The sequence below is a fragment of the Clostridium sp. CAG:43 genome, from assembly GCF_000434655.1.
Classification (GTDB): domain Bacteria; phylum Bacillota; class Clostridia; order Lachnospirales; family Lachnospiraceae; genus Otoolea; species Otoolea fessa.
Genome location: NZ_FR895046.1, coordinates 4,607 through 17,497, shown reverse-complemented (window position 1 = coordinate 17,497; position 12,891 = coordinate 4,607). Strand labels below are relative to the sequence as shown.

The 12,891-nt window shown below is 50.1% G+C and carries 11 protein-coding genes and 1 other annotated feature; of the genes, 8 read left to right on the top strand and 3 right to left on the bottom strand.

The features are described 5' to 3' along the window. Positions 1-104 precede the first annotated feature (104 nt). Positions 105-359, bottom strand: a binding site (T-box leader). A 313-nt stretch (positions 360-672) separates the two neighbouring features. Then, the gene (locus QVO97_RS03790; RefSeq protein WP_022359069.1) at positions 673-2,430 is read left to right on the top strand and encodes a SulP family inorganic anion transporter; all 1,758 of its coding nucleotides are present in this window, start codon (positions 673-675) and stop codon (positions 2,428-2,430) included. A 20-nt stretch (positions 2,431-2,450) separates the two neighbouring features. Further along, a complete protein-coding gene (locus QVO97_RS03785; protein WP_347472251.1) occupies positions 2,451-2,795 on the top strand; it encodes an MGMT family protein in 345 nt (114 codons plus the stop codon). A gap of 130 nt (positions 2,796-2,925) precedes the next feature. Here the strand turns inward: QVO97_RS03785 and QVO97_RS03780 are convergent, their stop codons facing one another. Together QVO97_RS03780 and QVO97_RS03775 are read right to left on the bottom strand one after the other, a co-directional pair. After that, complete coding sequence (locus QVO97_RS03780) at positions 2,926-4,293, bottom strand: NAD(P)/FAD-dependent oxidoreductase (protein ID WP_022359067.1); 1,368 nt, start codon at positions 4,291-4,293, stop codon at positions 2,926-2,928. Between the two features lie 217 nt (positions 4,294-4,510). Beyond that, complete coding sequence (locus QVO97_RS03775; protein WP_022359066.1) at positions 4,511-6,457, bottom strand: SUV3 family DEAD/DEAH box RNA helicase; 1,947 nt, start codon at positions 6,455-6,457, stop codon at positions 4,511-4,513. Positions 6,458-6,701: 244 nt separating this feature from the next. Here QVO97_RS03775 and QVO97_RS03770 point away from each other — a divergent pair, with 244 nt between their 5' ends. Next, complete coding sequence (locus tag QVO97_RS03770) at positions 6,702-7,367, top strand: Crp/Fnr family transcriptional regulator (RefSeq protein ID WP_181357208.1); 666 nt, start codon at positions 6,702-6,704, stop codon at positions 7,365-7,367. Positions 7,368-7,435: 68 nt separating this feature from the next. On the opposite strand, the gene QVO97_RS03765 is transcribed toward QVO97_RS03770, so the two are convergent. Continuing rightward, positions 7,436-8,380 (bottom strand): LysR family transcriptional regulator, encoded by a 945-nt coding sequence (locus tag QVO97_RS03765; protein ID WP_022359064.1) that lies wholly within the window; start codon positions 8,378-8,380, stop codon positions 7,436-7,438. 368 nt (positions 8,381-8,748) lie between these two features. Here QVO97_RS03765 and QVO97_RS03760 point away from each other — a divergent pair, with 368 nt between their 5' ends. The 5 genes from QVO97_RS03760 to QVO97_RS03740 all read left to right on the top strand — a co-directional run. Continuing rightward, the gene (locus tag QVO97_RS03760) at positions 8,749-9,426 is read left to right on the top strand and encodes a F0F1 ATP synthase subunit A (RefSeq protein ID WP_022359063.1); all 678 of its coding nucleotides are present in this window, start codon (positions 8,749-8,751) and stop codon (positions 9,424-9,426) included. Positions 9,427-9,465: 39 nt separating this feature from the next. Continuing rightward, a complete protein-coding gene (gene atpE / locus QVO97_RS03755; protein ID WP_022359062.1) occupies positions 9,466-9,690 on the top strand; it encodes an ATP synthase F0 subunit C in 225 nt (74 codons plus the stop codon). 31 nt (positions 9,691-9,721) lie between these two features. Beyond that, entirely contained in the window at positions 9,722-10,210 is a 489-nt protein-coding gene (locus QVO97_RS03750; protein ID WP_022359061.1) for an ATP synthase F0 subunit B, read from the top strand. Next, a complete protein-coding gene (gene atpA, locus QVO97_RS03745) occupies positions 10,197-12,269 on the top strand; it encodes a F0F1 ATP synthase subunit alpha (RefSeq protein ID WP_022359060.1) in 2,073 nt (690 codons plus the stop codon). Before QVO97_RS03750 ends, atpA begins: the two co-directional genes overlap by 14 nt. Positions 12,270-12,283: 14 nt before the next feature. Further along, the coding region (locus QVO97_RS03740) for a F0F1 ATP synthase subunit gamma (RefSeq protein WP_288188834.1) at positions 12,284-12,891 on the top strand (608 nt) is incomplete at its 3' end.

Genomic DNA, 12,891 nt, shown 5'->3' with positions numbered 1-12,891 from the left:
TCCATTCCCATAGGTCAAATGGTTTTTAGTGTCCCGGCAGTTTGCCGGAGTTTCGGGAGCGGGGAAACAAAAAAGCCTCCGTCCTCCTGAAACTTTTAAAAGTTCAAGAAGACGGAGGCATAAGCATCCGCGGTACCACTTCTTTTACCGGCTGTAAAGCCGATCTCTCAGCCATATCCATCATTCTGAATATGTTCCTCTTTAACGGTAGGAATCCGGACCGGACTACTGGTATCCTGCATGCGTTTGTCCGATCAGCTCACAGGGGATAATTTCCATCGGCGTTACTGTCTTTCATCGCCCGGCAGCTCTCTGAAAACGTGGAGAATTGGAAATCGTGTCCTGCTCAATGCTTTTTACAAGTACGAATTATAGACTTTTTTAAAGGAAAGTCAATCGAAAAAATAGCCGGAAGTTTGTGACAGAAATTTTACAAATCCGTCATTTTGACAAAAAAATCACAACTAAGAAATTTAACAACTGCTTATCTAGAAGTCTGAGTTACTGTTTACGCATACGTGCCCAGTAACAAGTCGGAAGCATTACTGTGTTAAAACTTCGAAAAAACTGGACACACCCTTATTTTGCTGTATAATAGGTAATTGTCGGTTCTTTTTAGGGCTGGCAATTACTTTTTATTTAAATTGGGATGAAAAAGGGAGAGTTTGAGGTATGGAAAAAATACGTCCAATGTTGTTTACAACATTGAAGAAGTATTCCGGCGCACAGCTGATGTCAGATGTGGTAGCGGGTATCATCGTAGCGATCATCGCGCTGCCGCTTTCGATCGCGCTGGCGCTGGCTTCGGGGGTAGGTCCGGAACAGGGTATCTACACGGCGATTGCAGCCGGATTTGTGATTTCATTTTTAGGGGGCAGCCAGGTACAGATTGCAGGTCCAACGGCGGCATTTGCAACGATCGTGGCAGGTATCGTGGCGAAGAGCGGCGTGGAAGGGCTGGCAGTTGCGACGATCATGGCAGGTATTATCCTGGTTATCATGGGATTCTGCCATTTTGGTTCACTGATTAAGTTTATTCCGTTTACAATCACGACCGGCTTTACCTCCGGTATCGCGGTGACGATCGTCATCGGTCAGTTGAAGGATTTCTTTGGCGTAACCTATCCGGCAGGCATGGAGACGATCGAGACGATGCAGAAGCTGAAAGCGTTCGCAGCTGGATTCGGAAGTGTCAACCTGCACGCGATTATCGTCGGCGTGGTGTGTCTGGCGATTCTGATTGTGATGCCGATGATCACGGAAAAAATTCCGGGATCGCTGGTAGCGGTTATTGCAGGTATTTTAATGGTAAAATTCCTGCCGTTGCATGTGAATACGATCGGCGACCTTTACACGGTCAGCAATAAGCTTCCGGCGTTCCGTCTGCCGGTGTTTAGCTACGATGTGATTCAGGGTTCCCTGTCGGATGCGTTTACGATTGCAGTTCTGGCGGCGATTGAGTCTCTGCTTTCCTGCGTGGTAGCGGACGGCATGATCGGCGGAAAACACCGTTCCAACACGGAGCTGGTGGCACAGGGCGCGGGTAATATTATTTCCGCCCTGTTTGGCGGTATTCCGGCGACGGGCGCGATCGCGCGTACCGCAGCCAATGTCAAAAATGGCGGCCGTACCCCGGTTGCAGGCATGGTTCATGCGGTTGTCCTGCTTCTGATTCTGGTAGTTCTGATGCCGTGTGCAAGCTGGATCCCGATGCCGACCATCGCGGCAATCCTGTTTATGGTTGCCTACAATATGTGTCAGTGGAGAACCTTCGTCCGTCTGACCAAGACGGCTCCGAAGAGTGATATTGCGGTTCTGGTGCTGACCTTCTTCTTAACCGTTATCTTCGATCTGGTTGTAGCGATCGAGATCGGTATGCTGTTATCCTGCCTGCTGTTTATGAAGCGGATGAGCGATGAGACGGGCGTCAGAAGCTGGCTCTATGTCGAAGAAGTAGAGGAGCAGAAGCGCAAAGAGCAGGAAGTAAGAAAAGCGAAAAAAGCCGGAAAAGAGCTTTCAGTGGAAGAGGCACAGCTCTTAGCGGCAGCTGCAGAAGATGAAGAAGCAGCCATGAAAGAACAGGCACGTCTGCGGGAGATCCCGAGAGAACTGGCTGTTTATGAGATTACAGGACCTCTGTTCTTCGGTGCAGCAGACCGCATCAACCAGATTGAAACCCGCGAGGAGACGAAATGCCTGGTTCTTCGTATGCGTGCTGTTCCGGCAGTTGACAGTACAGCGATGAATTCGATGGTTGCCCTCTATGAGCGCTGCCAGAAGAACGGCGTCACATTGATTTTGTCCCATGTCAACGAGCAGCCGATGCACGTGATGGAGAAAGCAGGATTTGTGGATATGGTCGGACGCTATCATTTCTGCCCGAATATCGAGGCAGCACTTGACCATGCGGACGAGGTGCTGGGGAAATAATTATGGACATCTATCGGAGAATGGAAGAAGTATTTAGGCGCATTCCGGACGGCTGCGTGACGACCTACGGTCAGGTCGCGCTCCTGTGCGGTGCACCGCGCCATTCCCGTCAGGTGGGATATGCGCTTCGAACCAACCGTCTGGGCGATGTCCCGGCATTCAGGGTGATTAATTCCAAGGGCTTTTTAAGCGGCGCAGCGGCGTTCGACTATCCGGGACAGCAGAAAAAACTGCTGGAACAGGATGGAATACGGGTGGACTCCACCGAGGACGGTGACCGCGTCGATTTAAAACAATATGGATGGAAACCTTCGATGGACGAGGCAGAAGAATTGTATGCGTTGTTTCGGAAGTTGGGGATCTGAGTGGGAATCAAGGAAAATGCATCTGAATGAGATGTTGGTAAGCGAAAGAAGTGAAATGAGATGGATAAGATGGCAGACGATAGGGGCTGCATCTTATCCATTTTTAATAGACATTTCTGACCGTTTATTATTAAATTGCCTCCGCGATCTGCCGTGCCACATAGACACCGCTGGCAGATGCATGGGAAAGGGAATGGGTAATACCGCTGCCGTCACCGATGACGTAGAGTCCATCATGACAGGTCATCAGGTTGTGATCCACTTCCACCTCCATGTTGTAGAATTTTACCTCCACTCCATAGAGAAGAGTGTCATCATTCGCCGTACCCGGTGCCACCTTATCCAGGGCATAAATCATCTCGATAATACCGTCCAGAATCCGTTTTGGGAGAACCAGGCTCAGATCACCGGCAGCTGCATTGAGGGTTGGAACCGTAAAAGATTCATTGATTCGCTGCTGCGTGCTTCTTTTTCCGCGGATCAGGTCTCCAAAACGCTGCACAATTACGCCACCGCCCAGCATGTTGCTGAGTTTTGCAATACTCTCTCCATATTCATTGGAATTCTTGAAGGGCTCTGAAAAATGTTTCGCTACCAGAAGGGCAAAGTTCGTGTTATGGGTCTGCTTTGCAGGATCCTCGTAGCTGTGGCCATTTACCGTTACGATGCCGTTGGTATTCTCATTTACCACAGCTCCCTTGGGATTCATACAGAAGGTGCGCACGTAATCCTCGTATTTTTCCGTACGATACACGATCTTGCTCTCATAGAGTTCATCTGTAAGATCCGAAAAGATCTCAGCCGGCAGTTCAACCCGGACACCCAGGTCGACACGGTTGGAATTCGTATGGATATCCAGGTCCTTGCATACCTTCTGCATCCACTTACTGCCGCTTCGGCCGGCGGAAATGATACATTTCGTACCCTCAAAGGTTGTATCATCGCTGTAAACCTTGTAACCCTTCTCCGTTTTCTCCACGGTTTCGATGGCACAGTCAAAATAGAAATCCACCTTATTCTTCAGATGATCATAGAGGTGTTCCAGAACAATATAATTAATATCCGTACCCAGATGGCGGACCGAAGCATCCAGAAGATGCAGGCCGTGCTGCATACAGGTTTTCTTGAATTTTGTTCCCGCAGTGGAATACAGTTTCGTGCCCTCCCCGCCAAAACGGAGGTTGATTCCATCCACATATTCCATCAGTTCAATGGCTGTCTTTTTTCCGATATACTCATAGAGAGTGCCGCCGAAATCATTGGTAATGTTGTATTTTCCATCAGAAAATGCACCGGCTCCGCCGAATCCACTCATGATGGAGCAGCATTTGCAGTGAATACAGGACTTGATTTTATCACCATCAATGGGACATTTACGGTGCTCCAGCGGATGTCCTACCTCAAAAACAGCGATCTTTAAATCCGGTTTACGTTCCATCAGCTCATAGGCAGAAAAGATACCGCCGGGACCGGCGCCGATAATTAACACATCATACATATTGAAATTCTCCTTGTTTTCCTAAAATTTGATTCCCTCTTTCTGTATTATAGCATAAATTTCGAAAAAAGAGGCAGCACGTCATGCGCTGCCCCGAAACAGTATCCCCCATGTCGTCATGGCATCTTCCGTTATTATATCATCACCTCAGAATAAAGATTCTTTTATGGCATTGGTGGTGTTGAACAGCCGGAACGTAAAACGGTAAAATCAGGGGCTAATCGATAATGGAACTGTGATGAAAACACGGCTCACAAATTTTAAACGGATATCCAACCGGCAGCATCCGTCCGCAGCGCTGGCAGCGGGCGATGTAGCTTTTTTTGCCCTTGGACAAATACTGCATGATCGTGCCTTCAGTGCGGCTGCGTTCCTGTTCGAGCCAGTCCTCGTCGATGATCTTGTCAAAACGGTGGGAGAACTGGTAGTAGAGGTCGAGCTTGCGGTAATACGTTTCGTATTTCTGCAGCCCCAGCTTGGAGCCGGCGCCTTTGTCCGGGTGTTTCAGGCGTTTGTCCGCCGGGTAATCCTTGCAGTAGCGCAGCCATTGCAGGACAACCTGATGATCCTTGATATCGATCGGACAGCTGATCATGCGGTAGAGAATCCGTTTGTCATCGAATCCGTAGATATCGTCTCTGTAGCGTTCTGCCTGCGCATAAAGGCTTAAAATCTCATCGACGCTGACCTTTTCAAACGGAGGCGTCGGCTCAACGGATTTCCAGACTTTGATGATAACGTCCAGCGGCTCGTCCAGATCGAGGAGAATCTGTGGGAAACCGAGGCTGACTTTTTCGATTGGTTCTTCCTCCTTAGTAAGCTGTTCCCGGATATAATCGAGGGATTCCTGCCCCATCGCATTGACGTAGCCGGTGTCAAAGAGTCCGAAGCGTCCGGCGCGCCCGGCGATCTGCTTGACCTCCGGTACGGTCAGACCGCGCCGGGTGGTACCGTCAAATTTCTGGGTCTGGACGAATACGATACGCCGGACAGGCAGGTTGAGTCCCATGCCGATCGCGTCGGTGGCGATGACCACCTTGGTTTTGCCGCTGGTAAAAAGCTGCATCTGGCGGCGGCGGATCTCCGGCGGCAGGCTTCCGTATATAACACTTGCCTTGATACCTTCTTCTTCCAGACGTCCCGCCACATCCAGCACAGATTTTTTGGAAAATACGACGAGTGCATCGCCGGGAAGAACACTTTCCGGGAAGGAAAATGGCGTGTCCTCACAGATGAGCGCAGTTTTGCGCTGATACCGGCAGATGGCAAGGCTGTCGCCGCACAGATGGATCAGATGTGTGACAGCAGATTCAGCGGCGGGACTCATGCAGACATGGATTTCGTGAGCTTTCAGTCCCAGAATCGCCTTTGTCCAGCAATGCCCGCGGTCTGGATCGGCGGTCAGCTGTGCCTCATCAATCACGGCAATATCGTATTCCTCGGAGAAATCTGCCATCTCGATCGTCGAAGCTGTGATCCGGCTGTCATCGTCGGCGATACACTCCTGACCGGTCAGCATGGTGCTGGGAATGCCGCAGTCGTGCATTTTTTCATATACCTCAAGCACCAGAAGGCGCAGCGGACCGAGGTAAGTGCCCTTTTTCGCTGTTTTTAAGCGTTCCAGCGCGTGAAATGTTTTGCCGCTGTTGGTCGGTCCGATGTGGAGAATGAAACGGCGGTTCATCGCCATAGTCTCCGGAAATTCCAGCTCTGGGCGGGATGGGACGAGATCCATGATTTTATACTGGATGACGTAGCGCTTATAGATCTGGTAAAGCTCCAGAAGTGTCTGCGTGCAGAGCTGACCATCCAATTCTGTTTCCAGATAATTCAGAAAATCCACGGAAATATCATCGCGCTGGGCGGGCAGAAACATTGCCTCATCCAGGCGGATGAGCTGTGGCAGCAGGCTGGTTTCAATGAGCTTTGTGACAGCATCGTTGTGCGAACGGTACGCAAAATAAGCCAGATTTTTGATCTGTCGGTGCCATTCCTCCAGCGAGAGGCTGGTGACCTGTGTCGGTTTGGTGCGTTTCAGTGTTTTAAACAGCCGGTTGGTCCGCTCGCTTAGATCGCGGGGGCGGGAACTGGTCTTTCTTTTTTTCTTGCTTGCCGCCTGATACTGGCGGATATATGTCTGAAGAATCTGGTTTGGCTCGATCATTTGAAAGTCTCCTCTTTATGTAAATATCCTGTCCGATAAATCTTCTGGTTTAAAGCTTCATTTGATATAGGAATGTTTCTATTATCGCAGAAGTTGCATGGATGTGCAAGAACGGGAAATCAGATTGCAGAAAAATATAAAAATATTTGATATAATAAGAACACTTAGTTAAAACAGAAAGGTCAACATCTATATGGCATCAAACTATAAAACGGGCGCCAGCCTGAATTTAACTCCCTTCGAAATGCAGCTTCTAAGCCGCAGCCCCCTGTTTCGAGGCGCGGGCGAATCCGGAATCGGGGAGATGCTGTCCTGTCTGGGGGCGGAGGAACGCAGTTATGAAAAAGAAGAAATGATTTATCGCGCGGGGAATACGGTCACATCTCTGGGTGTGGTGATGCACGGAAGTGTGATGATTGTCAACGATGATCTGTGGGGCAACCGCAGCATTCTAGACCGGGTAGAACCGGGACAGATTTTTGCGGAGACATATGCGTGCGTGCCGGGGGAAAAGCTGCTGGTCGATGTGTTTGCAGCGGAGGTGACGGAAGTGCTGTTTTTAAATGTTGGAAAAATGCTGTCGCAGTGTCCCAATTCTTGCGGACATCACACGCAGCTTATCCGCAACCTGCTTGCAATCTCGGCGCAGAAAAACTTGCAGCTGTCCCGCCGGATCTTCAATACATCGTCGAAATCCATCCGGGGACGGCTTCTGTCGTACCTCTCCGATCAGGCGGTAAAAAATGAGAGCGAGAGATTTGATATCCCATTCAACCGCCAGCAGCTCGCCGACTATCTGGGTGTGGACCGGTCGGCGCTGTCGGCAGAGCTGGGGAAAATGCAGCGGGAAGGGCTTCTGGAATTTAGAAAAAATCACTTTCATTTATATGAAGAGGTTAGAAGCTTGTAGATTACAAACAAAAACACCCTGTCAGGAGCATTAAAATCCGACCGACAGGGTGTTTTTAGTGAAAATCCCTATGGGTGTAACAAGACCGGCTGTCCATTCCCTATACTTTCCTGCACCGGCTGTTTCAGCATATCCAGAAATGCCTGTGCCGCCGGCGTCAGCGGGCGCATCGGGTTTTGCAGGACGAGGATCTGGCGCTTCGGGATAGGGATATTTAGGTGAAGCTGGAACACGCGGTAGTTGAGCAGGTAGTTCCGGGCAAATTCCGAGGGAACAAAGCCGATTCCCAGATTGTGGGAGACGGTCGGGGCGATCAGGTCGTTGGAAGAAACTTCGATGCTCGGGCGCAGATCCAGCCCCTGTTCCTCAAAGAGATTGTCCCAAAAAAGCCGCGTCGTTGTGCCGGACTCCATGCTGACAAGTGGGTGCATACAGAGCTCTTCGAGGGAGAGTGTGCGGTTCTGCAGCTCGGAAAAACGGTTTCCGGCGATGACGATGTCCTGGAACTCGGCAACCGGCATCACGTGAACCAGATCCAGATCCTTCATGATCTCGTGGATCGGAGAAATGATGACGGCAAAGTCATTTTCCCCGGCCTTTAAGGAAGAAGCGGTGATCGGCGCAGAGTTGGAATGAATCTGCACGGTCACATTCGGAAAACGCTGCTGGAATTGTTCAATATAAGGAAGCAGAAAGAAGCGCATTGTCAGCTCGCTCGCACCGATCGAAACTTTGCCGCTCTGACTGTTCATGTATTCTTTTAAAAGCTCTTCCGCTCGTCCCATCTGCTGGCAGGGACGGTTGATCTGGCGGAACAGGATCCGCCCTTCATCGGTCAGGGTCACACCTTTTTGGGAGCGGTTGAAAAGTTTGCACTGAAGCATATCTTCTAAATTATGAATGTATTTTGTTACGGTTGGCTGCGTGAGGCAGAGATTCAAAGCCGCCTGGGTAATATTCTGGCATCGAGCCACCTCATAGAAAACCTTGTAGTAGTCGAAACTGATATCCATGTATGTAGTTGAAATCCTTTCTGTATGCCGGACTGTTTCTGCCTGATTGAAACAGTGTTTATCTGATTTTATATCTGTACGTGTATTTACCAAATATAGTCACACTTTATCGTATTTTTCCAGAAATGTCCAGCCACAATAACTATCACCATTCATTTTATCTATGGATATAGGAAAAAAATATAATTTTACCATTTGTATTTCTGGGAGTAAGATCGGGAACAGACGGGAAGAATGTGGAGACACAGGAGAAAACGTTACTGGGCACGTATGCGTGAACAGTAACCAGAACACGTGGCGGCATCGGGAAATGAAAAAAATAGCCGGGGCAGCCGCGGGAGAACAACCCGGAGAGAGGAAGTGACAGTATGGGAGATCTGGGTGCGACCCTGATCAAGGAATTGAACTGTGAGACAGCCTTTACAATTGGCGGGATCGGCATATCAGAATCCGTTGTGGTTACATGGATCATGATGGCAGTGGTGATCGTGGTTTCACTGATTGTGACGCACGGTCTGAAAGTTGAACATCCCGGACGCGGACAGCTCCTTCTGGAGAACGCTGTTACGTGGCTGCAGGGCATTGGCGAGGGAATCCTCGGAGAGGAAGGAAAAGGCTATGCGCCGTATCTGACATCCGTGCTGATGTATCTGGGCGTGGCGAACCTGTTTGGTATACTGGGGTTCAAGCCGCCAACCAAGGATTTGAACGTCACGGCAGCACTGGCGCTGATGAGTATTGTGCTGATTGAGACAGCAGGGATTCGGGTCAAAGGTTTAAAAGGATGGTTAAAGAGCTTTACAGAGCCGATCGCCATCGTGACACCGATCAATATCATGGAGGTATTTATTAAACCGTTGTCGCTGTGTATGCGACTGTTCGGAAACGTGCTGGGCGCGTTCGTCATCATGAAATTGATTGAATACATCCTTCCGGTAGGGCTTCCGGTATTGTTCAGTGCTTACTTTGATATCTTTGACGGTCTGATTCAGGCGTATGTATTTGTCTTTCTGACAGGGCTTTTTATCAAGGAATCAATCGAGTAATAGAAGAGAAATAGAAAATTACAAAAAGGAGACTTTATTATGGGTACAATCATTGCAATTGGAGCAGGTCTGGCAGTTCTTGCAGGCGCAGGAGCCGGAATTGGTATCGGAATCGCCACATCTAAGGCGACTGAGGCAGTCGCAAGACAGCCGGAGGCAGAGGGAAAAATCACAAAGATTCTATTGTTAGGTGCGGCACTTGCCGAGGCAACTGCTATTTATGGTTTCGTTATTGCCCTTTTGATTATTATTCTTTTAAGCTGATACGATAGAAAACGAAAGGTGGGGCAAGGCTATGTTACGGTTGGACATCAACCTGGTTTTTACGATCATCAACCTTTTAATCTGGTATGCAATTATCCGTATTTTCCTCTTTAAGCCGATCAACAAAGTGATCGATAAACGGAATGCAGCCATTCAGGAAAAGTATGATGAGGCAAAAAAGATGCAGGAAGAAGCGCAGGCGGAGAAAGAGAAATACGCAGCCTGCCAGGATGAAATAGAAGTAGAGAAAAACAAGGTGCTGGATGCGGCGCGTGCGAGTGCACGTGAGGAAGGACGCCAGCTGATTGAAAACGCCCAGAAAGAGGCAGATAAAGTCATCCGTAAGGCGGGCGAGGATGCACGCCGGGACAAGGATAAGATGCTCGAACAGGCGAAGCATGAAATTTTGTCGCTGGTTCTGGACGCGGCGGCTGGTTCGATGAACAAGAAGTCGGATGACAGCGCTCTTTATGATGAGTTTTTGAAGAAAGCGGGTACGACGGAGAATGAAGAAACTTGATGTCTATTTACAAGAAATAAAGAGGCAGAAGATTTCTGTCGATGATCTGCAGCATGCGGCTGAGATACTGGCTGCGACACCGCAGCTTCCGGCAGAGCTTGAAAATCCGGATTTGACCCGTGAGAAGCGGGAAGATCTGGTTCGTAGCCTGTTTCCGCTGGCAGTCCGGGGAATCATCGAGGTGCTGGCACAGGATCAGACAATGAAAATGATGCCGGATCTGATTAAGGAAGCGGAGGCGTTTGAAAAGCCGGATAAATATCTGCGCTGTGTGCTGGAATATGTCAAAGAGCCGGATGAAAAACAGGCAGCCGGAATCCGGAAATTTCTCTCGGAGAAATATCCGGGAAGGGAACTCCGGATTGTGAAGGAAGAAAAGCCGGAGCTTGGAAGTGGTTTTATCCTCCGGGTCGGAAGTGAGGAATATGACTGGAGCACGGAGGGAAGAAAACGGGCGCTGGCAGATAAATTAAAGAATCTGGCAAAAGAGCCGGATTCGGGTGATTTCCTTACACAGAAGGGAATCATCGGGATTCTGAAAGGAAATCTGGATGGAATCGACATTTCGGTCCGTGAGATCGGTACGGTCAGCCGGGTGGGCGACGGCATCGCCTATGTGGATGGAATCGACCATGCGATGTACGGTGAGATTGTGGCGTTTGATGGCGATGTGAGAGGCATGGTACAGGATATCCGGTCGAAGGAGATCGGCTGCATCCTCTTTGGACATGCGAACACCATCGGAGAAGGAAGCCGCGCGATGCGGACCGGCAAGATGGCAGGTATCCCGGTTGGCGAGGGATTCTTAGGGCGTGTTGTAGATGCGCTGGGCAATCCGATCGACAATAAAGGGGAGATTGAGGCAGCCGGATACCGTCCGGTGGAGTCACCGGCGCCGGGTATTATCGAGCGTCAGTCAGTTGATACCCCGATGGAGACCGGTATCCTCTCGATCGATTCGATGTTCCCGATCGGACGCGGACAGCGTGAGCTGATCATTGGCGACCGCCAGACCGGTAAGACCTCGATCGCGGTGGATACGATGCTGAACCAAAAGGGAAAAGACGTGATCTGCATCTATGTGGCGATCGGTCAGAAGGCTTCAACGGTATCGAGACTGGTTCATACACTGGAAAAACACGGGGCGATGGAGTACAGCATCGTGCTGGCAGCGACGGCGAGTGATCCGGCGTCCTTACAGTATATCGCGCCGTATGCAGGAACGGCGCTGGCAGAATATTTCATGCATCAGGGAAAAGATGTTCTGATTGTCTATGACGATTTATCGAAACACGCGGTTGCGTACCGTGCACTGTCTCTTCTGATGGAACGTTCCCCGGGACGTGAGGCCTATCCGGGCGATGTATTCTATCTGCATTCCCGTCTGCTGGAGCGCTCGGCGCGGCTTTCGGATGAGCTGGGCGGTGGTTCAATCACAGCGCTGCCGATTGTCGAGACACAGGCGGGCGATGTGTCGGCGTATATCCCGACCAACGTTATTTCCATCACAGATGGACAGATTTTCCTGGAAAGTTCGCTGTTCTTCGAGGGCATGCGCCCGGCGGTCAATGTAGGGCTTTCGGTATCGCGTGTCGGCGGCGCAGCGCAGACCAAGGCGATGAAGAAGGCAGCCGGAAGCGTACGTATCGACCTGGCACAGTACCGCGAGATGGAAGTATTTACACAGTTCAGCTCCGATCTGGATCCGGCGACTAAGGCACAGCTTACCTACGGCAGCGGTCTGATGGAACTGTTAAAACAGCCGCTTGAGCATCCGCTCTCGATGGAAGAACAGGTTGTGATTCTGTATGCGGCGACGAGCCATCTGCTGGTAGATATTCCGAAGGAAAAGCTGAAGACATTCCAGGGCGGTCTTTACGAATATATGAGAAGCTCCTACCCGCAGGTGGGCGATGCACTCCGCACGACGAAGACACTCAGCGAGGATATCCAGCGCGAGATTGCGAAGGCGGTGGGCGAGTACAAGGCAAAATTCCTGAAAGCACAGGGAAATGCGCCGGAGGCAGCCACAGCGGATGCAAAACTGGATAAGCAGTAAGGCGGTGATGGAAGATGGCAGGACTCAGAGAGATCCAGAACCGGATCCGGAGTATTCAGGATACGCGCAAGATCACGAACGCGATGTACCTGATATCTTCGACGAAATTAAAGAAGGCCAGAAAAGAACTGGCAGAGACGGAGCCGTATTTCTATGCATTGCAAAATGTCATCCGGCGTATCCAGAGGCATCTGCCGAACATGGAAAGTCCCTATTTTGAAAAAGAAGGGCACCAGTCGAAGAAAACGGGGCTGCTGGTTATTTCCGGCGATAAAGGGCTGGCGGGTGCTTATAACCATAACATCATGAAGATGGCGGATACATTTTTAAAGGATCCTTCCCGCGAGGTACATCTGTTTGTCATCGGTGAGACGGGGCGGCAGTTTTTTGCTTCCCAGCACATCCCGATTGAAGAAAATTTCCAGTATACGGCGCAGGATCCGACGTTTAACCGGGCAAGGTGGATTGCTGGAATCCTTCTGGAACGATATTTGTCGGGTGATTTGGATGAGATCCATGTCCTGTATACAAGAATGGAAAATGTGATGCAGAGTGTGGCGAAGGATAAAAGGGTGCTTCCGATTACCAAGCCGGATATGCACGGAATGGCGATTCCGGTCGA